General features: G+C 64.1%; 23 protein-coding genes. 10 read left to right on the top strand and 13 right to left on the bottom strand.

From position 1 onward, the window contains the following. Positions 1 to 8: 8 nt before the first annotated feature. The 3 genes from NKI01_RS14370 to NKI01_RS14360 form a co-directional block, all read right to left on the bottom strand. On the bottom strand, positions 9 to 431 hold the full coding sequence (locus NKI01_RS14370) for a hypothetical protein (RefSeq protein WP_023719024.1): 423 nt from the start codon (positions 429 to 431) through the stop codon (positions 9 to 11). Beyond that, positions 431 to 1684 (bottom strand): sarcosine oxidase subunit beta, encoded by a 1254-nt coding sequence (locus NKI01_RS14365; protein ID WP_352494681.1) that lies wholly within the window; start codon positions 1682 to 1684, stop codon positions 431 to 433. The genes NKI01_RS14370 and NKI01_RS14365 overlap by 1 nt, the downstream gene beginning before the upstream one ends. A 128-nt stretch (positions 1685 to 1812) precedes the next feature. Beyond that, entirely contained in the window at positions 1813 to 2553 is a 741-nt protein-coding gene (locus tag NKI01_RS14360; RefSeq protein ID WP_352963645.1) for a hypothetical protein, read from the bottom strand. A 194-nt stretch (positions 2554 to 2747) separates the two neighbouring features. Here NKI01_RS14360 and NKI01_RS14355 point away from each other — a divergent pair, with 194 nt between their 5' ends. The 6 genes from NKI01_RS14355 (at position 2748) to NKI01_RS14330 (ending at position 8029) form a co-directional block, all read left to right on the top strand. Continuing rightward, positions 2748 to 3506 (top strand): SDR family oxidoreductase, encoded by a 759-nt coding sequence (locus tag NKI01_RS14355; RefSeq protein WP_352494680.1) that lies wholly within the window; start codon positions 2748 to 2750, stop codon positions 3504 to 3506. Positions 3507 to 3615: 109 nt separating this feature from the next. Next, positions 3616 to 4014 (top strand): SET domain-containing protein, encoded by a 399-nt coding sequence (locus tag NKI01_RS14350; RefSeq protein WP_352494679.1) that lies wholly within the window; start codon positions 3616 to 3618, stop codon positions 4012 to 4014. A 265-nt stretch (positions 4015 to 4279) separates the two neighbouring features. Continuing rightward, positions 4280 to 4552 (top strand): 30S ribosomal protein S21, encoded by a 273-nt coding sequence (gene rpsU, locus NKI01_RS14345; RefSeq protein ID WP_023675331.1) that lies wholly within the window; start codon positions 4280 to 4282, stop codon positions 4550 to 4552. A gap of 161 nt (positions 4553 to 4713) precedes the next feature. Next, entirely contained in the window at positions 4714 to 5559 is an 846-nt protein-coding gene (locus NKI01_RS14340; protein ID WP_352494678.1) for a tetratricopeptide repeat protein, read from the top strand. 123 nt (positions 5560 to 5682) lie between these two features. Then, the gene (locus tag NKI01_RS14335) at positions 5683 to 6156 is read left to right on the top strand and encodes a DUF992 domain-containing protein (protein ID WP_023719019.1); all 474 of its coding nucleotides are present in this window, start codon (positions 5683 to 5685) and stop codon (positions 6154 to 6156) included. A 373-nt stretch (positions 6157 to 6529) separates the two neighbouring features. Beyond that, positions 6530 to 8029 (top strand): MFS transporter, encoded by a 1500-nt coding sequence (locus NKI01_RS14330; RefSeq protein ID WP_502896341.1) that lies wholly within the window; start codon positions 6530 to 6532, stop codon positions 8027 to 8029. A gap of 18 nt (positions 8030 to 8047) precedes the next feature. Here NKI01_RS14330 and coaBC read toward each other — a convergent pair whose 3' ends face one another. From coaBC to ubiE, 3 genes are all read right to left on the bottom strand, one after another. Beyond that, the gene (gene coaBC, locus NKI01_RS14325; protein ID WP_352845525.1) at positions 8048 to 9511 is read right to left on the bottom strand and encodes a bifunctional phosphopantothenoylcysteine decarboxylase/phosphopantothenate--cysteine ligase CoaBC; all 1464 of its coding nucleotides are present in this window, start codon (positions 9509 to 9511) and stop codon (positions 8048 to 8050) included. A 66-nt stretch (positions 9512 to 9577) separates the two neighbouring features. Continuing rightward, on the bottom strand, positions 9578 to 11152 hold the full coding sequence (gene ubiB / locus NKI01_RS14320) for a 2-polyprenylphenol 6-hydroxylase (protein ID WP_352845523.1): 1575 nt from the start codon (positions 11150 to 11152) through the stop codon (positions 9578 to 9580). A 70-nt stretch (positions 11153 to 11222) separates the two neighbouring features. Further along, complete coding sequence (gene ubiE, locus NKI01_RS14315; RefSeq protein ID WP_352484649.1) at positions 11223 to 11999, bottom strand: bifunctional demethylmenaquinone methyltransferase/2-methoxy-6-polyprenyl-1,4-benzoquinol methylase UbiE; 777 nt, start codon at positions 11997 to 11999, stop codon at positions 11223 to 11225. Positions 12000 to 12167: 168 nt separating this feature from the next. Here ubiE and NKI01_RS14310 point away from each other — a divergent pair, with 168 nt between their 5' ends. The 3 genes from NKI01_RS14310 to NKI01_RS14300 all read left to right on the top strand — a co-directional run bounded on the left by NKI01_RS14310 (position 12168) and on the right by NKI01_RS14300 (position 14569). After that, the gene (locus NKI01_RS14310) at positions 12168 to 13142 is read left to right on the top strand and encodes an adenosine deaminase (RefSeq protein WP_352484651.1); all 975 of its coding nucleotides are present in this window, start codon (positions 12168 to 12170) and stop codon (positions 13140 to 13142) included. A gap of 136 nt (positions 13143 to 13278) precedes the next feature. Continuing rightward, complete coding sequence (gene upp, locus NKI01_RS14305) at positions 13279 to 13908, top strand: uracil phosphoribosyltransferase (protein ID WP_023675320.1); 630 nt, start codon at positions 13279 to 13281, stop codon at positions 13906 to 13908. Positions 13909 to 14008: 100 nt separating this feature from the next. After that, entirely contained in the window at positions 14009 to 14569 is a 561-nt protein-coding gene (locus tag NKI01_RS14300; RefSeq protein ID WP_352963640.1) for a TIGR02281 family clan AA aspartic protease, read from the top strand. A 3-nt stretch (positions 14570 to 14572) separates the two neighbouring features. Here NKI01_RS14300 and deoA read toward each other — a convergent pair whose 3' ends face one another. Genes deoA through NKI01_RS14270 form a run of 6 tightly spaced genes read right to left on the bottom strand, consistent with a single transcriptional unit; the run spans position 14573 to position 20744 of the window. Beyond that, complete coding sequence (gene deoA, locus NKI01_RS14295; protein ID WP_352963638.1) at positions 14573 to 15889, bottom strand: thymidine phosphorylase; 1317 nt, start codon at positions 15887 to 15889, stop codon at positions 14573 to 14575. Next, entirely contained in the window at positions 15889 to 16707 is an 819-nt protein-coding gene (locus NKI01_RS14290) for a purine-nucleoside phosphorylase (protein WP_023719009.1), read from the bottom strand. The genes deoA and NKI01_RS14290 overlap by 1 nt, the downstream gene beginning before the upstream one ends. Further along, positions 16704 to 17096: a cytidine deaminase gene (gene cdd / locus NKI01_RS14285; protein WP_023719008.1), complete on the bottom strand. Its 393-nt coding sequence runs from the start codon at positions 17094 to 17096 to the stop codon at positions 16704 to 16706. The genes NKI01_RS14290 and cdd overlap by 4 nt, the downstream gene beginning before the upstream one ends. Positions 17097 to 17102: 6 nt before the next feature. Continuing rightward, the gene (locus tag NKI01_RS14280; RefSeq protein WP_352963635.1) at positions 17103 to 18074 is read right to left on the bottom strand and encodes an ABC transporter permease; all 972 of its coding nucleotides are present in this window, start codon (positions 18072 to 18074) and stop codon (positions 17103 to 17105) included. Between the two features lies 1 nt (position 18075). Beyond that, the gene (locus NKI01_RS14275; RefSeq protein ID WP_352484653.1) at positions 18076 to 19215 is read right to left on the bottom strand and encodes an ABC transporter permease; all 1140 of its coding nucleotides are present in this window, start codon (positions 19213 to 19215) and stop codon (positions 18076 to 18078) included. Next, positions 19212 to 20744: an ABC transporter ATP-binding protein gene (locus tag NKI01_RS14270; protein ID WP_352845519.1), complete on the bottom strand. Its 1533-nt coding sequence runs from the start codon at positions 20742 to 20744 to the stop codon at positions 19212 to 19214. Before NKI01_RS14270 ends, NKI01_RS14275 begins: the two co-directional genes overlap by 4 nt. Positions 20745 to 20925: 181 nt before the next feature. On the opposite strand from NKI01_RS14270, the gene NKI01_RS14265 reads away from it, so the two are divergent. After that, the gene (locus NKI01_RS14265; RefSeq protein ID WP_031194007.1) at positions 20926 to 21135 is read left to right on the top strand and encodes a SlyX family protein; all 210 of its coding nucleotides are present in this window, start codon (positions 20926 to 20928) and stop codon (positions 21133 to 21135) included. A gap of 67 nt (positions 21136 to 21202) precedes the next feature. On the opposite strand, the gene NKI01_RS14260 is transcribed toward NKI01_RS14265, so the two are convergent. Continuing rightward, complete coding sequence (locus NKI01_RS14260; RefSeq protein ID WP_023719004.1) at positions 21203 to 22192, bottom strand: BMP family lipoprotein; 990 nt, start codon at positions 22190 to 22192, stop codon at positions 21203 to 21205. Positions 22193 to 22469 lie beyond the last annotated feature (277 nt).

Here is a 22469-nt window from a genome sequence, read left to right as displayed (position 1 = left end):
GGTTGGTCCTACAGTTCGCCGTGGCCGACGCGAGCGCCGGCAGGTTGGTCGCAAAGCCTCTGACCCATCGTGACGAAAGGCGCGACGAGCCGGATGCGCTCCTCGATGCTTGCCGCAGGGCGAAACAGAGCGCGATTGGCCATGTTGCCGATGGTCAGTTGGATTGGATCGGTGGTGACGATGACGCCGCGCGGTTGGAAAGGCTCGTCCGGATCCAGATCGGAAGGACGGGCCTCGAAGAAGAAGACGATCTTTCGCCCGCCGCTCCAGACGCAGGTCAGCATGCCGTCATCGATGGAAAACGGCCAGTCGGCCTCGTTCCCGGCGCGACTGATCGGCTGCGTGCGCACCTCGTCCGGTGACGGAAAATGAAACAGGCCTTGCTCGCCGGCGAGCATCAGCGGCATGGCGACGGCCATCTCGGTCATCATCAGTGCGCCACCGCCGCCGCCGCCGCCTCGTCGATGAGGCGGCCGGTGCGGAAGCGCTCGATGGTGAAGGGTGCGTTGATCGGGTGCGGATCGTCCCTGGCGATCGTATGGGCAAAGACGTGGCCCGAACCCGGCGTCGCCTTGAAGCCGCCCGTGCCCCAGCCGCAATTGACGTAGAGGCCGGGCACCGGCGTCTTGGCCAGGATCGGCGAACGGTCCGGCGTCACGTCGACAATGCCGCCCCATGAGCGCAGCATCTTCATGCGGGTGAAGATCGGGAACATCTCGCAGATCGCGTCGAGCGTGTGCTGCAGGATGTGCAGCCCGCCGGTCTGCGAATAGGAGACATATTGGTCGGTGCCGGCGCCGATGACCAGCTCGCCTTTGTCGGATTGCGAGATATAGGCATGCACCGTGTTCGACATCACCACGCAAGGCACCACCGGCTTGACCGGCTCCGACACCAGCGCCTGCAGCGGATAGCTTTCCAGCGGCATGCGCACGCCGGCCATGTTCATGATCACCGAGGAGTGGCCGGCGGCGACCACGCCGACCTTCCTGGCGCCAATGAAGCCGCGCGTCGTCTCGACACCGGTAACCGCGCCGTTCGGCGCCCGTTTGACGCCGGTGACCTCGCAATTCTGGATGATGTGGACGCCGCGCGCCGAGGCGCCGCGCGCATAGCCCCAGGCGACAGCATCGTGCCGCGCCGTGCCGCCACGGCGCTGCAGCGCGGCACCCATCACGGGATAACGGGCATCGCGCGAAATGTTGAGCGGCGGGCAGAATTCCTTGGCCTGTTCCGGCGTCAGCCATTCATTGTCGATGCCGTTCAGCCGGTTAGCATGGACGTGGCGCTTCAGGACCTGAATGTCGTGGATGTTGTGGGCGAGCATCATGACGCCGCGCGGCGAATACATGACGTTGTAGTTGAGCTCCTGGCTGAGCCCGTCCCACAGCTTCAGCGCATGGTCGTAGATGCCGGCGCTCTCGTCATAGAGATAGTTCGAGCGGATGATGGTGGTATTGCGGCCGGTATTGCCGCCGCCGAGCCAGCCTTTTTCCAATACCGCGACGTTGGTGATGCCATGCACGGTGGCGAGGTAATAGGCTGTGGCCAGGCCGTGGCCGCCGGCGCCGACGATGACGACGTCATACTCCTTCTTCGGCTCCGGCGAGGACCACTGTTCCTCCCAGCCCTTGTGGCCGCGCATGGCCTCGCGGGCGATAGCGAATACCGAGTATTTCTTCAACGTTGCAGGCCTCGCAAATGGCGGCCGGGCAGATCAGCCAACCCGGGCGCGCGAGCTGTATCACTAGCGAAACCGCACTGCCAGCCTTGCACTGTTTGCGACGGCGCTTGCCGTTTTGCGCCGTGCCTTCAACGGCCGCTGTTCTGAGTTTCGCCTTTTGACGTTTCAGACGAAGCACGCTTGAAGATGGACGGCCCGATTGCATAGGTCGGCCGCAAATAACCCTCACGGCAATCGCTGGCGATTTTACGAACTTCCGCGTCGTCCGACTGCTCCGCCATGGCCACGAAGCGCTCGATGATCACGTCGCGTGGCCTGATAGCCACTGCCGCTGCAAAGCGCCGCAACACCGCATCCGGATCCTCGAGCAGTCGCCGCCGGTCCTTGGCGCTCGGCATGAAATACCTGCCGTAAGCGTTAACCAGCATCGCGAAAGCAGGGTCTGGACGCAGTGCGGCGGCATTTTCACCCCCGAGCCGCAACTGCCAGCGCTGCGCAAAGCAGATGAACTTGACGACGGACCACCGAACGCCCGCATGCTCATCATCCAGTCGCAGCATCACGCGACCTAGAAAGGCGCCATCTGCAGGTGTGGTACAACTTCTGAGCGTTTGGATCGCATCGAAGCGTATCGTTGAACTTTTGCTGTCGAGCAGGTTGGCTATTTCCGCCACTACACAATTCAGCTCGAAGCCCAACCTAAAGACCGTTTCGACCGTTATAAAGACGGCCGCGGCCTGGGTCTGGACATTGCTGGACACCAACAATTGCCGCAGGTTTTCGAGCGGAAAACCCTTGAGGAATTCCGAACGAAGCGCATTCGCCAATTCGCCGTCGCCCTCGTAGCCGGGCTCCAGCAACTTGCTCATCATGTCTTGGGGGGTCATTGCAAATGGGTGGCGCGTCCACCCGCGATTTTGGATGAGGACCCGTAGCTTGGTGGCCAGCGGGCGTCAAGAAGCGCTGTTGAAAACAGCGCAGGTATCGGGTGGCTCGCGCCGCCCTGATTTGCGACCAAGGATCCCGATTGCCGGCAAGGGCCGGCGCGAAAAAGGATGCAAAAATGTTCGCACTTGCCAACAAAGTTGCCATCGTCACCGGCGCCAGCTCCGGCATCGGCCGCGCCACGGCCAAGGTGTTTGCGGAGGAAGGCGCCAAGGTGGTCGTCGCAGCCCGCCGCCAGGCGGAGCTCGATGCGCTGGTTGCCGAAATCGAAGACGCCGACGGCACCGCCGTCGCTCTTGCCGGCGATGTCCGCGACGAAGCCTACGCAAAAGCCCTCGTCGACCTGGCGGTCGGGAAATTCGGCGGGCTCGACATCGCCTTCAACAATGCCGGCTCGGTCGGTAGGATGGGGCCGGTTTCGGAGCTGTCGCTGGAGGGCTGGCGCGAGACGCTCGATACCAATCTGACCAGCGCCTTTCTCGGCGCGAAATACCAGGTGCCGGCGATGATCGATCGCGGCGGCGGCTCGCTGATCTTCACCTCCACCTTCGTCGGCCACACCGTCGGCATGCCGGGCATGACCAGCTATGCCGCAAGCAAGGCCGGACTGATCGGGTTGACGCAGGTGCTGGCCGCCGAATATGGCGCCAAGGGCATTCGAGTCAACGCGCTGCTGCCGGGCGGCACCGACACGCCTTCGGCGACGTTCAAGACACCTGAATCGCGAGCCTTCGTCGAAAACCTGCATGCCTTGAAGCGCGTCGCCGAGCCTGAGGAGATCGCCCGCTCGGCGCTCTACCTGGCGTCCGACGCATCGAGCTTCACCACCGGCGCGGCGCTGTTCGCCGACGGCGGCGTCTCGATCACCCGGACGTGAGGGTTCGGAGGGCGCAACGCATGCCCGCCAGCCGAAATGTCGCGAACCGGCCCTTGATTTTTTCGGCGATTTGACGATTCCGTCTTCTCCTCGAAGACGGGTTGGAAACATGTTGCTGATCAGGACCTATATCGCTGCAAGCGCAATCGAAGGCGTCGGTGTGTTTGCCGCCGAGCCGATCCGGAAAGGCGCGCAGATCTGGCGGCTCGATCCGGACTTCGACCGGCTGATCCCGAGGGAAAAATACGAGACGGCGCCGCCGCACCTCAAGGAATTGCTCGACAGATATGCCTATCCCAGCCCGGACCGGCCGGGCTTCATGGTCTATGAGGTCGACAATGGCCGCTTCATGAACCATGCCGACAAGCCAAACACCGATTTTTCGCAATATGGCGGGGCCACCGCGACCCGCGATATCGCCGCCGGCGAGGAGATAACCTGCGACTACGGCGAGTTCTTCGAGGGTTTCGAGCAGCTCCACCTGGCCACGGCCCTGGCCACGGCATAGCGGCGCCTATCTGGCCCAAGGCGAATTTTGTTCTTGCTTTGTGCCGGAAGCTATGCTACTAAATTGCCTATGGTGATGATTCACACCAGAGACCCGCCGCCGAGGCGGGTTTTTCGTTTCGGGATCGGCACCGCCTCTCAATCGGCTGTGGACAGCGCCCCTTGATTCTGCTATCAGCCGCCCCAATTCGTGGTGTAACGCGCCGCGGAGGCTTGCGGCTATGGCCGCTTGCCTGTTGATTTCAAACCGAAAGACAGGATTGCACGTGCAGGTACTCGTCCGCGACAACAATGTTGATCAGGCGCTTCGCGCGCTCAAGAAAAAGATGCAGCGTGAAGGCATCTTCCGCGAAATGAAGATGCGCGGACATTACGAGAAGCCTTCCGAGAAGCGCGCCCGTGAAAAGGCGGAAGCCGTGCGCCGCGCCCGCAAGCTGGCCCGCAAGCGCGCCCAGCGCGAAGGCCTTCTGCCGATGACGCCACGTCCGGTCGCGGCCGGTGCTGCCGGCGCCGGTGCTCCGCGTCCGCCGCGGTTCTGACGTCAATTTTTCGTCCTTTTCCAAGGATATCCAAGGTGGCGCGATGCGGAATCGCCGCCACCTTTTTGTTGTGATTTCGACCCGGTTCGAGAGAACCGGTTGGGAGAGATGCCGGTTCGGAGGGGGAACGGACCAGACGGCGCAGTAAGGACAGGGCAGACATGGACGCAATCACCGTAGAGCGCAGAACCGCGTGGCGCGGCCTCGCCCTGACGGCAGCCCTGCTCTCCGGGTTGACGCTTGCCGGCTGCCAGAGCGTTCCGACCGGCGAGTTCAACAACATCGACAAGGCGCAAGCCTCGACCGAGAACATTTCCTCGCTGTCGGCGGTGATCCAGCGCAACCCGCAGGATCCGGAAGCCTACAATGTGCGCGGCTCGGCCTATGGCCGCGGCGGCCAGTACCAGGCAGCGCTGAAGGACTTCAACACTGCCATCCAGCTCAATCCGAATTTCTACCAGGCCTATTCCAACCGGGCGCTCATCCAGCGCTTCCTCGGTGATCAGGCAAGCGCGCTGGCCGACTACAACCGCTCGATCCAGATCAATTCCAACTACGACGCCGCCTATATCGGCCGCGGCAATCTCTACCGCAAGGCAGGCCGGGTCCAGGAGGCGTTCAACGATTTCCAGAAAGCGATCCAGCTCGACACGACTGACGCGCGCGCCTATCACAATCGCGGCCTGATCTACCAGAGCCAGGGCCAGCACGCCTTTGCCATCGAGGATTTCTCGACCGCCATTTCGCTGGCGCCGGATGCTTCCGAGCCTTACAACGGACGCGGCCTCTCCTACCTTGCCATGAACGACGAGGACAATGCCTTCGCCGACTTCAACATGGCCATCAAGCTCGACGGCAAGAACGCCGAGGCCTGGTCCAACCAGGCGCTGATCTACGAGCGGCGCGGCGACAAGGTCAGGGCCGCGAAGTCCTACCGCGAGGCAGTGCACCTCAATCCGACCTACCAACCGGCCAAGGACGGTCTGGCCCGCACCAGCGCCGGCTGACCGGGCCTCCGTTTCCGCACTCCGACAACCCTGCGTTTAGCCTTGCCTTGCTGGCGCCAAGTTTTCGGCGGAACGCTCGGCGTGCTCAGCCGTTGTTCAAAGCCATTTGGAAAGGACCCTCCCATGATCAAGCAACTTGCCTGTGCCGCCGCACTCGCCACGACCGTCGTTGCCGCTCCCGCCAGCGCCGGCAAGCTCCAGCTCGGCGTGCTCGACTGCACCATCGACGGCGGCACGGCCTATCTGGTCACCTCCAACAAGGGTGTTTCCTGTGTCTTTCGTCCGCATCGTGGCGGCCCACCCGAAGTCTATACCGGGGTAATTTCCAAGCTCGGCGTCGACGTCGGCCGGACGCATCAGGGCCAACTGGCATGGGCGGTTCTGGCAGCAACCCGCAACCATGATGAAGGCGACCTTGCCGGCAGCTACTATGGCGTGAATGCCGAGGCGAGCGTGGTCACCGGTGGCGGCGCCAATCTTCTGGTCGGCGGCCTCGGCAGCGCCTTTTCGCTGCAGCCGCTCAGTGTCCAGGCGCAGACCGGCGTCAATCTGGCGGTCGCCGTCACTTCGCTGGACTTGATCCATTCGTTCAAATAGCGGCGTAGCATGGCTCCCCGAGCAGCCGGGCAGCGTAAGTGTCGGCCTGCGAATAGCTGCCGAAAGCTCATGGATTCCGGCAGGCCCGCTCCGCAGAGGATGGGCCGCCCTGATGTTCAAAGTTGCAGCGCTCGAAGATCACGGCATGGATCCTAGGATCCATGCCGTTACCGTGACCGAAGATTGCGGCGATCCAATATTGCTTACATCTTCGGCCTGACTAAGATCTCGACATCTCGTGACTGTCTCGCGCCGCATGATCTTTGGCATCCGCCGCGCTAACGGCGATCAAAAAACCGCTTGAGCTCAACCGCGGTTGAGGTTTTACAAACCGCACGCGAACAAGGCGCGCATCGCGCCTGAAGTGGCAAAGATGCTCTGGCTCGGCAGGAATTCGGGGGTGGACTTGACCAAAACAAGCACAAACAGGGTCGATTGGCGCGCGCTGTGGGCGAGCGGCGATCTGGCGCGCTTCTGCTTCATCAGCCTCGGCATCCTGTTGCACGCCACCAACGAAACCATGGTGGCAACGGTCATGCCGGCCATGGTCGGCGAGCTCGCCGGCGTGCAGCTGGTCGGCTGGTCGCTGGCGATCTACGAGCTCGGCGCCATCGTTGCCGGTGCGGCCGCCGGACGGCTGGTGAGCTATGTCGCGCTGCGCACCAACATGACGGCCGCCGCCCTGCTCTATGCCGCCGGCGCGCTGGTCTGCGCCACCGCGCCGTCGATGCCGCTGTTCCTCTCCGGCCGCCTGATCGAAGGGCTTGGCGGTGGCGCGCTGGTGTCGCTGGCCTTCGTCTCGGTCGAGCGGCTGTTTGCCCGCGCGATCTGGCCGCAGCTTTTCGGCGTTATGTCGGCGATCTGGGGCGTCGCCGCCTTCAGCGGGCCGGTGCTCGGCGCGGTCATGACCGAATTGCTGTCCTGGCGCTGGGCCTTCGGCGTCTTCACCCTCGGCGGCACGGCTATGGCGCTGGCAAGCTTCCTCGTGCTCGATACACCTAAAGCAACAAGGCCGCAGGCGACCGGCGGGTCGGCGCCGCCCTTCCCGTTTGCGGCACTTGGCTGTCTTGCCGTCAGCGTCGTGCTGATCGCCACCGCCGGCGTCGACATCGCCCTGCTGCGCTCGTCGCTGCTGCTCACCCTCGGCATGATCGGCCTGGCGCTGTTCGTCTATATCGACGCGCTGAAGCCGCGCTCGCGGCTGTTCCCGTCGCGGCTGTTTTCATGGCGCTCGCCGGTCGGCGCGGGCATGACCATGGTCGCGGCGTTTTCGGTGGCGACCTGCTCGTTTGCGGTCTACGGGCCACTGCTCCTGACCAGCCTGCACGACATTCCGATCCTCACCACCGGCTACATCATCGCCGCCGAATCGATCGCCTGGTCGATCCTGTCGATCCTCGTCGCCAATGCCCCGCCGGAGCGCGAGCGGCTGATCATCGTCGGCGGGGCGCTGATGATCGCCACGGGCGTCGCGGGTTTCGCCTATACGGTGCCGGCGGGCTCGATCCCGTTGATCCTGCTTTGTGCCTTGCTGCAAGGCGGCGGTTTCGGCATCGCCTGGCCGTTTGTCACGCGTGTCATCGTGGCATCGGCCAAGGAAGGCGAGCAGACGATCGCCTCGGCCGCCGTGCCGACCATGCAGCGCATCGGCTATGCCGTGGGTGCGGCACTGACCGGCATCGTCGCCAACGCCAGCGGCTTTTCCGAAGGCCTGAACCGCGAGGCCGCGGCAAATGTCGCCGCCTGGCTGTTCCTCGCCTTCATCCCGCTCGGCATCCTGGGATGCCTTGCCGCCTTGCGGATTTCGGGCGCGAGCGACGACGCGCGGCTGGCGAAGCTGCCAATCTCCCCCACGAGAGGTGAGATCGGCTAAACACCCGAGGGGAGATCGCTAAACCACGACCGTCTTCAGCCGGCCGGCGATCAGTGCCGCGAGCCGCGTCGCCACCTCTTCCTTGCTCATCTCCGGCCATTCCTCGACGCCGGCCTTCGAGACGATCCGCACCTTGTTGCGGTCGCCGCCCATCACGCCCGGGGAACCATCTTCATGCGAGACATCATTGGCGACGATAAGATCGGCACCCTTTTTCGCAAGCTTGGCCTCGGCATTCCTGACCAGGTCCTGCGTCTCCGCGGCGAAACCGACCACCAGCATCGGCCGCCTTTTGTGATGCCCGACACCGGCAAGAATATCGGGATTTTCCACCATCTGCAGCGCCGGCGGCCCCTCGCCCGCCACCTTCTTGATCTTTTCCCCGGCCGAACTTTGAGTGCGCCAGTCGGCGACAGCCGCGACGAACACTGCCGCGTCGGCCGGCAGCAGCTGTTCGACCGCATCCTTCATCTCGACGGCCGTTTCGACATGCAGCGTGGCGACGCCGGCCGGATCCGCAATGCCGACCGGACCGGAGACGAGACGCACGTCGGCGCCGAGCCTGGCCAGCGCCGCCGCGATGGCATGGCCCTGCTTGCCCGACGAACGGTTGGCGATGTAGCGGACCGGGTCAATCGGTTCATGCGTCGGCCCGGAAGTGACAATGATCTTCCTGCCCGCCAGCGGCTTTGGCCGACTGTCGAGCAGCGCCTCGATCGCGGCGACGATCTCCAGCGGCTCGGCCATGCGGCCCTCGCCCGCCTCGTTGCTTTCGGCCATCTCGCCCTTCGCCGGGCCGACGAATGCGACGCCGTCCTTACCCAGCATCGAGCGGTTGCGCCGGACCGCCGGGTGCGTCCACATTTTCGGGTTCATAGCCGGAGCCATCAAAACCTGCTTGTCGGTTGCGATGAGCACCGTCGAGGCAAGGTCGTTGGCGTGGCCGTTGGCGAGCTTTGCCATCAGGTCGGCGGTGGCCGGCGCCACGACCACAAGGTCGGCCTCGCGCGAAAGCCGGATGTGGCCGATGTCGTGCTCGTCCTGCCGGTCGAACAGCTCGGTGAAGACATGATGGGCGGACAACGCTCCGGCCGACAGCGTGGTGACGAATTGCTGCGCCGCGGCGGTCATCACCACGCGCACCGAAGCACCGCGCTCGCGCAGCCGGCGGATCAGGTCGAGCGCTTTGTAGGCGGCGATACCGCCGCCGATGATCAGCAGGATGCGCTTGCCGGAGAGGACACCTCGCGCGACTTGGCTGGGGACCGCGACCACCGGAGCTGCAGGATTCTGCAAGCTTGTCAGTTCGCGCAACGTTTTCTCGATCTGGTCGATGCGGCCGGACGAACCGAGTTGACCTTCGACCGCTGCGCGGATCATGACCCGCGCCTGGTCTTCCATCGACCGGCCATTCTCCGCAGCCAATCGGCGCAGCATATCCTTGACCTCGTGATCAAGGTTGCGGATGGTGATGCTGGCCATGTGATTGCACTTTGCCCGAGATCGCTGCAAGCAATGATATCAATGCGATCAATCGGGAACAAGCCGCTAAAGCAGCTTCCAGGCGATGTACACCAGCGTCAATGCGATTACCCACAGCGCCAGCCGGCCGGAGCGGGTGTAGCGCGCCTCGGCCTTGCCGATCGCGTGCGCGGTCCTTTCGTCGAAGCGCAGGCCGTGTTCGGCCATCAGGTCGATCTCGCGCGACAGCCGCTCGGTGCGGGCGGCGAGGTCCGGCGCCTGGCGGGCCAGCGCCAGCAGCGCGTTGGCGCCGTCGCGCGCATCGGCCAGCAAAGCGCGCGGGCCGAGATTGCGGGCAATCCAGCCGCTGACCACAGGTTCCGACGTCTTCCACATGTTGAAGGCCGGGTCGAGGGTGCGGGCGACGCCCTCGACAACGACCATGGTCTTCTGCAGCAGCACCAGCTCGGATCGCGTCGCCATGTCGAAGAGCTCGGTCACCTCGAACAGCAGCGTCAGCAGCTTGGCCATCGAGATGGTCTCGGCCGGCTGGCCGTGGATCGGTTCACCGATCGCCCGGATCGCCTGGGCGAAAGCTGCGACATTGTGCTGGCGCGGCACGTAGCCAGCCTCGAAATGCACCTCGGCGACGCGCTGGTAATCGCGCGTGATGAAGCCGTAGAGGATTTCAGCGAGGAACCGGCGCTCCTTCCTGCCGAGCCGGCCGGCAATGCCGAGGTCGACGGCGACGATGGTGCCGTCGGCCTCGACGAACAGGTTGCCCGGATGCATGTCGGCGTGGAAAAAACCGTCACGCAGCGTATGGCGCAGGAACGACTGGACCAGATTGGCGGCGATCGCCTTCAGGTCGTGGCCGGCGGCGGTCAGGCCGACAATATCGTTCATCTTGATGCCGTCGACCCACTCCATGGTCAGCACATCGCGGCCGGTGCGCTCCCAGTCGACCGACGGCACGCGAAAGCCGGGATCGTCCTTGGTGTTTTCGGCGAGCTCCGAAAAAGCCGCCGCCTCCAGCCTCAAATCCATTTCGATCTTGGTGGTCTGGGCCAGCGTCTCGGTCACCTCGACCGGCCGCAGCCGGCGCGACGACGGGATGTATTTTTCCTGCAGCCGGGCGGCGAGGAAATAGCTCTCGAGATCGCGAAAGAAGCGGCGGCGCACGCCCGGCCGGATGACCTTCACCGCCACCCGGGTAACGACGCTGTCCTGCAGGGTTTCGGCGGTATGGACCTGGGCGATCGAGGCGGCGGCGACGGCCTCGCCAAAACTGGCATAGAGCTCGCCGACCTTGCGTCCGAGCGAGGCCTCTATTGCCGCTATGGCTTCGGCCTTCGGAAATGTCTGCATCTTGTCCTGCAGCATGGCGAGATCGAGCGCTATGTCGTTGCCGACGACGTCCGGCCGCGTCGCCAGGAACTGGCCGAGCTTGACGTAGGATGGGCCGAGCCGCACGACCGCCTTGGCCAGCCGGTCGCCGCGCTCGTAGGCAAGCGCACGGCGACGGGTGAACAGCCGGGCCATGCGCCAGCCGAACTTCGGCAGGCCGAAGAGTTCGTCGCCGGGCAACGCCGCGATGACACCCTCGCGGACCAGCACCCAGCCGGCCCGCACGAGCCTGAAACCAGCGCCTATGCTGCTCATGGCTGGCTTTGCCTTGCCGGTTTCCTGAACTGGCGAAAGGCACGTCGGGCTATGAAAATGCGGGCCAGCCTCAAAGCTTCCAGCCCGAATGAAGCGCGGCGATGCCGCCGGAATAGTTGCGGAATGAGGCGCGCTCGAAGCCCGCGCGCGAGATCATCGCCGCGAAATTCTGCTGGTTGGGAAATTTGCGGATCGATTCGACCAGATAGGAGTAGGGCTCGCCGTCGCCGGTCACCGCCTTGCCGATCCGCGGGATGGCGTTGAACGACCATGCCTCATAGACCTTGTCGAGCAGCGGCATCTCGACCTCGGAAAATTCAAGGCAGAGAAAGCGCCCGCCAGGCTTCAGCGCGCGATAGGCTTCGGCAAGCGCCACATCGATGCGCGGCACGTTGCGGATGCCGAAAGCAATGGTGTAGGCATCGAAAGTAGCGTCGGCAAAAGGCAGTTCCTCGGCATTGGCCTCGACGAAATCGGTATTTGCCGACAGGCCCTTTTTCTCGGCTCGGTCGCGGCCGACGGCGAGCATCGAGCCGTTGATGTCGAGAACCGTTGCATGGGCGTGCCTGGCGCTCGCCTCGACGATGCGGAAGGCGACGTCGCCGGTGCCGCCGGCAACGTCGAGAACGCGCCAGCCCGGCCGCTTCGGTGGATTGAGCCAGGCGACCATGGCGTCCTTCCACAACCGATGCAACCCGGCCGACATCAGGTCGTTCATCAGGTCGTACCGGTTCGCCACCTTGTGGAAAACATCATTGACCAGGGGCTGCTTGTCGCCTGGCCCTACCCGCTTGAAACCATAGGAGGTTTCCATGCCGCCCGCAGCCGTGGTTCTTTCAACCGACATCGTTTTGATCCGCCATAAAATCGGCGGGACCATAGCCGATCGATGGTGCGGGCGCTATTGTTTAAGGCGCGGTGTTCGGCCGCGCTTCGAAGCAGGTTCCGGAAAAGCGTCGCACGGTTTTCCGACCAGAACCTGCGTCATAAGAAAAAGGCCTGACGGGATAATTGAATGCCTTTGAAAGCAGAACTGCACTGCCACATCGAAGGGGCAGCGGCGCCTGAACTCGTCCTCCGCCAGGCCGAGAAATACGGCAGGGATGCCTCGCCCTATATCCAGAACGGCTCCTTCGTCTGGCACGATTTCACCTCTTTCCTCGCCGCCTACGACTTCTCCTCCGACCTGTTCCGCACCGAAGAAGACTATGCGCGGCTGGCCGATCACTACCTGACCAGCCTCGCCCGCGACGGCGCCATCTATTCCGAGGTTTTCACCTCGCCCGACCATGCCGGCAAGGCCGGGCTGTCGCCGAAGGCCTATACCGATGCGCTCGGCGAAGGCATGGCCCGCGCCAAGGCGAAGACCGGCATCGAAGGCCGCATGATCGTCACCGGCGTGCGCAATTTCGGTGTCGAATCGATCGAGCGGGCGGCGCGTTTCGCCGCCCGCAGCGGGCATCCGCTGGTCACCGGCTTCGGCGTCGCCGGCGACGAGCGGATTGGCGATTTGGAAGATTATGTCAGGGCCTTCGAGATCGCCCGCGAGGCCGGCCTCGGCATCACCGTGCACGCAGGCGAATTGATGGGCTGGGAGAGCGTCGAGGCGGCACTCGACCATATCCGCCCCTCTCGCATCGGCCACGGCGTGCGCGCCATCGAGAACCCCGATCTCGTGCGGCGCATCGCCGACGAAGGCGTCGTGCTCGAATGCTGCCCCGGCTCCAACATCGCCCTGAAAATCTTCGACAGCTTCGCCAACCATCCCTTTCCTGCTTTGAGGGCGGCGGGCTGCAAGGTGACGCTCAACTCCGACGACCCACCCTATTTCTGGACCTCGCTGAAGCGCGAATACGACATCGCCGCCGAACATTTTGCGATGGATGACAAGGCGCTCACCGCAGTCACCAGGACGGCCATCGAGGCAGCTTTCGTCGACAGAAAGACCAGGGCGGCGCTGCTGGGCAGGCTCGGCGCCAAGGGCAGGTGAATGGTGAATTGCGAGCCTGGCGCTTCGGTCCGTCAACCGCGAGTTTTTCCGCGCAACCAAGGACTCGCAAACCAGTTCACTATTCACTATTCACCATACACCATTCACTATTCACCTGCGCAGTTCGGAGAACACCATGAAGGGCGTCACCGTCGTCGACCATCCGCTTGTCCAGCACAAGCTGACCATCATGCGCAAGAAGGAAACCTCGACGGCCGGGTTCCGGCGGCTGCTGCGCGAGATCTCGCTACTGCTCGGCTATGAGGTCACCCGCAACCTCGAACTGACCACGACGACGATCGAGACGCCGATCGAGACGATGGAGGCGCCGACGCTGGAGGGCAAGAAACTCGTCTTCGCCTCCGTGCTGCGCGCCGGCAACGGCTTGCTCGAAGGCCTGCTCGATCTGGTGCCGGCGGCGCGTGTCGCCCATATCGGCCTCTACCGCGACCATGAGACGCTGGAAGCGGTCGAATATTTCTTCAAGGCGCCGGGCGACCTCGCCGACCGGCTGGTGATCGTCGTCGATCCGATGCTGGCGACCGCCAATTCGGCGATCGCGGCGATCGACAAGCTGAAAGGCCGCGGCGCCACCAACATCCGCTTCCTCTGCCTGTTGGCGGCACCAGAGGGCCTCGAGCGTTTTACCCAGGCGCATCCCGATGTTCCGGTCTTCACCGCTTCCATCGACCGCCAACTCAACGAGAAGGGCTACATCATGCCCGGCCTCGGCGATGCCGGCGACCGTATGTACGGCACCAAATAGGTCCGTTTACCGATTGTTTACGCAAACGGCTGGTTTCCGCATTCGTTAAAGCGGCAAACACCTTGTCGGACTAAGGATCGGCAACCACAAAGGCCGGTCCATGCTGCGCAAGCTTCTTATCCTTGGCGTGTTTGCCGGAACGTCGGCATCGCTGCCGATCGTCTATCAGTCGAATCCACAGACGATCGAGCGGCTGTTGAAATCCGCCATCGGAGCCAAGCCGGCCGACACCCAAACCGACCTGAACCTCGCCGCCGTCCCGGACAGGCCGGCGACGACGCAGCCGCTCGGCCGCAAGGTCGTCGTCACCGCGGACGCGCGCGGGCATTTCATGTCGGTCTTCAAGTTGAACGGCCGCCAGATCGAAGGCATGATCGATACCGGTGCGACGCTCGTCGCCATCAACCGCTCGACTGCGCGCAGGATCGGCATCTCGCTCAATTCGACCGACTTCAGCCATCAGGTAAACACCGCCAACGGTGCGATCAAGGCCGCCGTGGTGACGATCGACCGCCTGCAGATCGGGAGGATCACTGTCGAGGGCGTCGAGGCCGTCGTACTTGACGACAGGGCGCTGCACACCAACCTGATCGGCATGAGCTTTCTGCAGCGGCTCGAAAAATATCAGGTCGAAGACGGCACGCTGCTGCTGGTTCAGTGACTATCAGCGCGGCAGGATCCGCCGGATGACGGTTTTCTCCGCGGCCGGTTTGGAAGTCCCGATCGTATAGGCCGAAAGCACGGCGGCCGCGGCTGCCTCGGCATCCCCGGCATTGCGGGCATGGACCAGCGCCAGCGCCTCGCCGGCCCGCACTTCAGCGCCGACCGGCAACAGCCTGGTGATGCCGACGGCGTGATCGATCCTGTCGTCCGGCCGCGTCCGCCCGCCGCCAAGCCCGACCACGACAAGCCCGATCTCGCGGGTCGCGATGCCGGCGACAAAGCCGTTCGCGCTCGCCTTGACGGCAAATTCCGTTGCCGCTTTCGGCAGATATTTTTCCGGATTGTCGACAAAGTCGGCGGGACCGCCAAGTGCCGCCACCATGCGCGCGAAGATGGCAGCGGCGCGACCGCCGGCCAGCGTCTCGGCGGCGCGGCGCAGGCCGTCCTGGTTGGACGACACCAGGCCTGCCGATTGCAGCATCTCGGCGGCCAGCGCCAGCGTCACTTCCTCCAGCCGCCGGTCGCGGACGCGGCCGGTGAGGAAGTCGACGGCGTTGCGCACCTCGACCGCATTGCCGGCAGCGGACGCCAGCGGCTCGTTCATGCCGGTGACCAGCGCCGAGGCCTTCAGGCCGGCGCCATTGGCGACGTCGACCAGGCTGTTGGCCAGCGTGGTTGCGTCGCGCGATTTCTCCATGAACGCGCCGTTGCCGACCTTGACGTCGAGCACCAGCGAATTGAGGCCGGCCGCCAGCTTCTTCGACAGGATAGAGGCGGTGATCAGCGGCACCGATTCCACCGTTCCCGTCACATCGCGGATGGCGTAGAGCCTGGCGTCGGCGGGTGCGAGATCGGCGGTCTGGCCGATGATGGCGCAGCCGGTTTCGAGCACGGTCTTGCGGAAGCGCGCAACATCCGGCTGGCTGATATAGCCGGGGATGGCATCCATCTTGTCCAGCGTGCCGCCGGTATGGCCGAGGCCCCTGCCGGAAATCATCGGCACATAGGCGCCGCAGGCAGCGACGATCGGTGCCAGCATCAAGGAGACATTGTCGCCGACGCCGCCCGTCGAATGCTTGTCGGTGACCGGGCCGGGCAGATCCGACCAGTCGAGCACATCGCCGGAATCGCGCATCGCCATAGTCAGCGCCACCACCTCGTCGCGGCTCATGCCGTTGAAGAACACCGCCATGGCGAAGGCGCCGACCTGCGCGTCGGTAACGGTGCGGGCGGTCAGGCCCTCGATGAAAGCCGATATCTCCTCAGCCGAGAGTTTTTGACCGTCGCGCTTGCGGCGGATGATTTCCTGGGGAAGCATCAGGCGTCTACCCTGTGCTCCGGAAGCCCGTCCTGAAAAACACGCTGCAGAATGGTCGCCAGCCGCGCGCCGCCGACCGGCGCCATGTCCTTGGTCTCCTGGTGCGACAGCTCGGCTCCGGTCATGCCGGCGGCAAGGTTGGTGACGACCGAACAGGCTGCGACGCGCAGCCCGAGGAAGCGGGCGAGAATGACCTCCGGCACCGTCGACATGCCGACCGCGTTGGCGCCCATGATGCGAGCCATGCGGATCTCGGCCGGCGTCTCGAAGCATGGGCCGGAGAACCACATGTAGACGCCCTTGTGCAGCCTGGTACCGGTGGCCTTCGCGGCTTGCTCGATGGCGGAGCGGAGACCGGCGTCGTATGCTTCGGTCAGGCCGACGAAGCGGCGGTCGCTCGGCTCGCCGATTAGCGGGTTGGAGCCTGAGAAATTGATGTGGTCGGTGATCAGCATCACCGAGCCCGGGCCCATCCCGGGATCGACCGAACCGGCGGCGTTGGTGAGGATCAGCCTGGAGATGCCGAGGCCGGCGAGCACCTCGAGTGCCGGCCGCATCGCCGCCGCGTTGCCGTGCTCGTAATAGTGTGCGCGACCGGACAGCATCAGCACCGGCGTGCCGGCAAAGAGCCCCGCCACCACCTCGCCGGCATGGCCGCTGACGCCGCTTCTGGGGAAGCCCTGCAAGTCGGCATAGGAAATGCGCACCGCATCCTCGACCTTGTCGACAAGCCCGCCAAGCCCCGATCCCAGCACCAGCGCAGTGGTCGGCGCCAGCCCGTCCAGCCTTTCGACGAGGTGATCGAGTGCTTCCTTCATTTCAACACATCGCCCTGGAAGCCGTATGGCAGCAACTCGCCCATGGTCACGGTCTCGACCACGCCGCTATCATCGCAGAGATAGAACTTCGTTTCCGGCCGGCAGAATTCAGCCAGCCGCTGCCGGCAGCCGCCGCAGGGCGAGCATTTTGCCACGCGTTCGGCGATCACGGCGATTTCCGTAATCTTGCCGCCGCCACCCATGATGTAGTGGCCGAGCGCGGTGGTTTCGGCGCACCAGCCCTCCGGATAGGACGCGATCTCGACATTGGCGCCGGTGAAGACACGGCCGTCCTCGGTGCGCAACGCCGCGCCGACCGGAAATTTCGAATAGGGCGCATAGGCCTTGGCCATGGCGGCTTTCGCCGCTTCGAACAGATCACGAGCCATGATAAATCAGCGTTCCTTGACATAAGGCACGCCGCCGGCACGCGGCGGGATTGCCTTGCCGATGAAGCCTGCAAGCAGGATGACGGTCAGCACATAGGGCAGCGCCTGCATGAATTGCACCGGCACCTTGCCGATCAGCGGCAGCGGCGTGCCTTGCAGGCGGATCGACGCCGCGTCGAGGAAGCCGAACAGCAGGCAGGCGAACATGGCGTTGACCGGTTTCCATTTGGCGAAGATCAGCGCGGCCAGCGCGATGTAGCCCTTGCCGGCGGTCATGTCCTTCACGAAGCCGCCATTCTGCACCATCGACAGGTAGGCACCTGCAATGCCGGTGAGCACGCCGGTGCAGATCAGCGCCCGATAGCGCAGCCAGGCGACCGATATGCCGGCGGTATCGACCGCGGCCGGGTTCTCGCCGACGGCGCGCAGGCGCAAGCCGAAGCGGGTGCGGAACAGCACCCACCAGGTGAACGGCACGGCCAGGAAGGCGAGATAGACCAGCACTGAGTGGCCGGAGATGAGTTCCGAATAGATCGGCCCGAGGATCGGCACGCTCCTGAGCGCATCCGCGCCCGGCCAGATGATTGTCTCGAAGCGCTCGCCGGCGGCCAGCGCCGGCGTGCGCCCGCCTTGCTGGAACCAGGCCTGGCCGAGCATGATCGTCGATCCGGCGGCAATGAAATTGATCGCGACACCGGAAACGATCTGGTTGCCGCGGTGGGTGATCGAGGCAAAGCCATGGATCAGCGCGAAGGCGACCGAAATGAGGATGGCCATGCCGAGGCCGAGATAGGCCGAGTGGAAGACCGAGGCGGCGGCGGCACCGGCGAAGGCGCCAACCAGCATCTTGCCTTCGAGCCCGATGTCGAAGACGCCGGCCCGCTCTGAATAGAGGCCGGCGAGGCAGGCGAGCAGCAAGGGGACCGACAGACGGATGGTCGAGTCCAGGACCTGTACGATGGCGTTGAAGAAATCCATCTCAGGCGCCCTTCCCCTTGACCGCTTCCATGCCGACCGATCTCGGGCTGAGCGAGGCGAACAGCGCCTGGACATAGGGCCGGAACATATGCTCGAGCGCGCCGGCGAACAGGATGACCAGGCCCTGGATGATGACGATCATGTCGCGGCTGATCGCCGGCATCTCGAAGGCGAGCTCGGCGCCGCCCTGGTAGAGCATGCCGAACAGGATTGCGGCAAGCACGATGCCGACCGGGTGCAGTCGCCCCATCAGCGCCACCGCGATGCCGACGAAACCGGCGCCCGAAACGAATTCGAGCGCGACATTGTGCTGGTCGCCCATCGTCGGGTTGAGCGCCATCATGCCGGCCAGCGCGCCCGAGATCATCATCGCAATGATGATGATGCGGATTTCCGAAATCCCGGCATAGCGCGCCGCTTTCGGGCTGTGGCCGTAGGTACGCATCTCGTAGCCGAGCTTGGTGCGCCAGATCAGGACCCACACCAGAAAGGCCATGGCCAGCGCCAGCAGCGAGCTGACGTTGAACGGCGCCGAACGGATTTTGGCGCCGAACAATTCGATGATCCAGTTGAGCTTCGGCAATTGTGCGCCTTCGAGGAAGGTGCGCGTCTGCGGCGCCATCGAGCCGGGCGGCTTCAGCATGCCCACCAGCGCATAGACCATGACGCTGGCGGCGATGAAATTGAACATGATGGTGGTGATGACGATGTGCGAGCCGCGCTTGGCCTGCAGATAGGCCGGGATCAGCGCCCACAGCGCGCCCATCGCCGCGGCGGCGATAATGGCGATCGGGAAGGTCAGCCACCAAGGCAGCACGCTGTCGAAGGCCAGGCAAACGATGCCGATGCCGAGACCGGCGATATAGCCCTGGCCCTCGCCACCGATGTTGAACAGGCCGCAATGCGCCGCAACCGCCACCGACAGCCCGCTGAAGATGAAGGTGGTGGCATAGAAAAGCGTGAACGCGATGCCTTGGCCGCGACCGAAGGCACCCTCGACCAGGATGACCGCAGCACGCAGCGGGTTCTCGCCGACCAATATGACGACGAAACCGGCAACGACGAAGGCGACGAACAGATTGATCAGCGGGATCAGTACATAATCGGCCCAGGCCGGCAGCTTGGCATAGGGAGTGCTCATTCCGCGGCCTCCCGGTGCTCGACGCCGGCCATCAGCAGGCCGAGTTCGCCCTCGGTCGCGTCGGGGCCGCGCTCGCCGACGATGCGGCCGGCAAACATCACCAGAATGCGGTCGGAAAGCGAGCGGATCTCGTCGAGCTCGACCGAAACCACCAGCACCGCCTTGCCCTGGTCGCGCATCGCGATTAGGCGCTTGTGGATGAATTCGATGGCGCCGACATCGACGCCGCGCGTCGGCTGGCCGACGATCAGCACGCCGGGATCCTGCTCCATTTCCCGCGCCAGCACGATCTTCTGCTGGTTGCCGCCGGAGAAATTGGCGGTCTTGAGGCGGCAGTCCGCCGGTCGGATGTCGTATTTGACGATCTTGTCCCTGGCATCGTTACGGATGGCGTCGATGTCGAGAAACGGCCCCTTCAGATAGCGCTCGTCGTCCTGGTAGCCGAGGATCGAATTCTCGTTCTCCTCGAAGGCCAGCACCAGGCCGACATGATGGCGGTCCTCCGGCACATGGGCAAGGCCGCGCTCGCGCAGTTCACCGGGATCGGCGGCGCCGGTGAGGTCGATCGGCTTGCCGTCCAACGTCACCGAACCCGAAACGGCGCGCCTGATGCCGGAAATCGCCTCGAGCAGTTCGGATTGCCCGTTGCCGGCGACGCCGGCAATGCCGACGATCTCGCCGGCACGGATATCGAAGGAGACGTCGTCGACCATGGTGACGCCGCGGGAATCCTTGACCGTCAGGTTCTTGACCGCGAGCTTGACGCCGCCGGCCTTCGCCTCGCCTTTCTCGACGCGCAGCAGCACGCGCCGGCCGACCATCAGCTCGGCCAGCTCCTCGACCGTGGTCTTCCTGGTTTCGCGTGTCGCCACCATGGTGCCCTGGCGCATCACCGAGACCGTGTCGGTGATCGCCATGATCTCGCGCAGCTTGTGGGTGATCAGCACGATCGTCTTGCCCTGCTCCTTCAACTGCCTGAGGATGCGGAACAGATGGTCGGCTTCGGCCGGCGTCAGCACGCCGGTCGGCTCGTCGAGGATCAGGATCTCGGCGCCGCGATAGAGCGCCTTGAGGATTTCGACGCGCTGCTGCAGGCCGACCGGCAACTCCTCGATGATCGCGTCCGGATCGACTTCGAGCCCGTATTCGCGCTCGAGCCGCTCCAACTCGGAACGCGCCTTGGCGATGCTTTTCTTCAGCAGCGCATCGCTTTCGGCGCCGAGAATGACATTTTCCAGCACCGAGAAATTGTCGACCAGCATGAAGTGCTGATGCACCATGCCGATGCCGAGCGCGATCGCATCGTTCGGTGTCTTGATCGATGCCGGCTGGCCGCCGACACGGATTTCGCCGCTGTCGGCCTGGTAGAAGCCGTAAAGGATCGACATCAGCGTCGACTTGCCGGCGCCGTTTTCGCCGACGATGCCATGGATGGTGCCGCGCGTAATTTCCAGATTGATGTCGCGGTTGGCGCGCACGGCGCCAAAGCTCTTGTCGATGCCGATCAGCTCGATTGCGGCTTGCGCCATGCAGCCTGTTCCCACTGTTATTTTTTTACCGCTTGGTCAAACGCCTAGCATGACGCCCAGTCTGTGCCAATTGGGTCTGTGCCAATTGGCCGGAGCACGGTTCACTCTCGACAAATCCCGTCATGCTTGTCAATTTCCAACGTGGCCGCACCCTGCACAATCGCCTGATCGAGGATTTCAAATGACCATGCCCGACGACCGGCTGACGACGCTGGAAATCCGCGCCGCCGAGCAGGAGAAGACCATCGAGGAACTGTCCGGCCAGATCGCCGAGCAGTGGAAGGTGATCGAGCGCATGCAGCGCAAGCTCGACGCGCTGGCCGAGCGCTTCCTGGCGCTGGAGGAACAGGCCGCACCCGACGTGCCGGTGACCAAGCCGCCGCACTGGTGAGCGGCCTGACAATGCAAAACCGCCGGGCTTTCACCCGGCGGCTCGTCAGCTCAGCAATGTCTGTCGATCAATACGGGCAGGCATTGTCCGACATGTAGTCGTGCACCTTGATGGTGCCGGCGATGATGTCGGCCTTGGCCTTTTCGACCGCTGCCTTCATCGCATCGTCGACAAGCGCCTTGTTGTTGTCGTCCATGGCGTAGTCGACGCCGCCTTCCTTGAGGCCGAGATCGTTGATGCCGGCCGTGAACTTGCCGTCCTTGGCATCCATGAAGGTGTTGTAGACGGCAACGTCGACACGCTTGACCATGGAGGTCAGCACCTTGCCGGGCTGCAAGCCGTTCTGGTTGGAATCGACACCGATGCCGAGCTTGCCCGCGTCGGCCGCCGCCTGCAGCACACCGACACCGGTGCCGCCAGCCGCAGCATAGATCACGTCGGCGCCCTGGTCGATCTGCGTCTTGGCGATCTCGCCGCCCTTGGCGGGATCGTTCCAGGCTGCGGGCGTATCGCCGGTCATGTTCTGGATGACGTCGGTGGCGCCGGCCGCTTTGGCGCCGCCGACAAAGCCGCAGCCGAATCTGCGGATCAGCGGAATATCCATGCCGCCGATAAAGCCGACCTTCTTCGACTTCGAAGCCATCGCCGCCATCACGCCGACGAGATAGGAGCCTTCCTGCTCTTTGTAGACGAGGGAGCGGACATTGGGCTTGTCGACGACCATGTCGATGATGGCGAATTTGGTCTCGGGGAATTCCGTGGCAATCTTGTCAAGCGCATCCGACCAGGAGAAGCCCGCCATGACGATCGGATTGCGGCCGTCCTCGGCGAAACGGCGCAGCGCCTGCTCGCGCTGGGTGGCGTTGCTGACCTCGAATTCCACATAGGGGATGCCGGTCTCGGTCTTGAACTTTTCGGCGCCGTGGAAGGACGCCTCGTTGAACGACTTGTCGAACTTGCCGCCGAGATCATAGAGAAGCGCGGGTTGAATGTCCGCGGCGAAGGCCGGAAGAACCATTGCAGCTGCGGCCATGAGGCCGAGTACGATACGTTTCATGTGATCCACACCCCTGTCGGTTATTTGTCCATTATGCACCGCATGCCGGCCCGGTTCTCCGGCAGGCATTCGGCGTCAGGCAGGAGTGTCTTCCTCCCGCTTCGGGCCAATCTGGCACGGCCCGAAACAAAATTCACGTGGAATTTTGACCCTTTGGAAAAGCGTGGGGCCCCCCGGCGGGGCGCCCCCAGTATTCATTGGGTGGGGGGGGGCAAATACGCGGGGCCGGGGGGCCGGCTGGGGGGGGGGGCGCCGGGGGCGGGGCGGGCGCCCAATG

Source organism: Mesorhizobium sp. M0815, assembly GCF_040319995.1.
Taxonomy (GTDB): Bacteria; Pseudomonadota; Alphaproteobacteria; order Rhizobiales; family Rhizobiaceae; genus Mesorhizobium.
Note: the sequence above shows the minus strand (reverse complement) of the source record. Positions and strands in the feature narration are given on the sequence as shown.

What these genes read in the sequence shown, in the direction of transcription:
- NKI01_RS14370 (WP_023719024.1), bottom strand. Translation starts at nt 431, where the DNA reads ATGATGACCGAGATGGCCGTCGCCATGCCGCTGATGCTCGCCGGCGAG.
- NKI01_RS14360 (WP_352963645.1), bottom strand. Translation starts at nt 2,553, where the DNA reads ATGAGCAAGTTGCTGGAGCCCGGCTACGAGGGCGACGGCGAATTGGCG.
- NKI01_RS14355 (WP_352494680.1), top strand. Translation starts at nt 2,748, where the DNA reads ATGTTCGCACTTGCCAACAAAGTTGCCATCGTCACCGGCGCCAGCTCC.
- NKI01_RS14350 (WP_352494679.1), top strand. Translation starts at nt 3,616, where the DNA reads ATGTTGCTGATCAGGACCTATATCGCTGCAAGCGCAATCGAAGGCGTC.
- NKI01_RS14340 (WP_352494678.1), top strand. Translation starts at nt 4,714, where the DNA reads ATGGACGCAATCACCGTAGAGCGCAGAACCGCGTGGCGCGGCCTCGCC.
- NKI01_RS14335 (WP_023719019.1), top strand. Translation starts at nt 5,683, where the DNA reads ATGATCAAGCAACTTGCCTGTGCCGCCGCACTCGCCACGACCGTCGTT.
- NKI01_RS14330 (WP_502896341.1), top strand. Translation starts at nt 6,530, where the DNA reads ATGCTCTGGCTCGGCAGGAATTCGGGGGTGGACTTGACCAAAACAAGC.
- coaBC (WP_352845525.1), bottom strand. Translation starts at nt 9,511, where the DNA reads ATGGCCAGCATCACCATCCGCAACCTTGATCACGAGGTCAAGGATATG.
- ubiB (WP_352845523.1), bottom strand. Translation starts at nt 11,152, where the DNA reads ATGAGCAGCATAGGCGCTGGTTTCAGGCTCGTGCGGGCCGGCTGGGTG.
- ubiE (WP_352484649.1), bottom strand. Translation starts at nt 11,999, where the DNA reads ATGTCGGTTGAAAGAACCACGGCTGCGGGCGGCATGGAAACCTCCTAT.
- NKI01_RS14310 (WP_352484651.1), top strand. Translation starts at nt 12,168, where the DNA reads ATGCCTTTGAAAGCAGAACTGCACTGCCACATCGAAGGGGCAGCGGCG.
- upp (WP_023675320.1), top strand. Translation starts at nt 13,279, where the DNA reads ATGAAGGGCGTCACCGTCGTCGACCATCCGCTTGTCCAGCACAAGCTG.
- NKI01_RS14300 (WP_352963640.1), top strand. Translation starts at nt 14,009, where the DNA reads ATGCTGCGCAAGCTTCTTATCCTTGGCGTGTTTGCCGGAACGTCGGCA.
- deoA (WP_352963638.1), bottom strand. Translation starts at nt 15,889, where the DNA reads ATGCTTCCCCAGGAAATCATCCGCCGCAAGCGCGACGGTCAAAAACTC.
- NKI01_RS14290 (WP_023719009.1), bottom strand. Translation starts at nt 16,707, where the DNA reads ATGAAGGAAGCACTCGATCACCTCGTCGAAAGGCTGGACGGGCTGGCG.
- cdd (WP_023719008.1), bottom strand. Translation starts at nt 17,096, where the DNA reads ATGGCTCGTGATCTGTTCGAAGCGGCGAAAGCCGCCATGGCCAAGGCC.
- NKI01_RS14280 (WP_352963635.1), bottom strand. Translation starts at nt 18,074, where the DNA reads ATGGATTTCTTCAACGCCATCGTACAGGTCCTGGACTCGACCATCCGT.
- NKI01_RS14275 (WP_352484653.1), bottom strand. Translation starts at nt 19,215, where the DNA reads ATGAGCACTCCCTATGCCAAGCTGCCGGCCTGGGCCGATTATGTACTG.
- NKI01_RS14270 (WP_352845519.1), bottom strand. Translation starts at nt 20,744, where the DNA reads ATGGCGCAAGCCGCAATCGAGCTGATCGGCATCGACAAGAGCTTTGGC.
- NKI01_RS14265 (WP_031194007.1), top strand. Translation starts at nt 20,926, where the DNA reads ATGACCATGCCCGACGACCGGCTGACGACGCTGGAAATCCGCGCCGCC.
- NKI01_RS14260 (WP_023719004.1), bottom strand. Translation starts at nt 22,192, where the DNA reads ATGAAACGTATCGTACTCGGCCTCATGGCCGCAGCTGCAATGGTTCTT.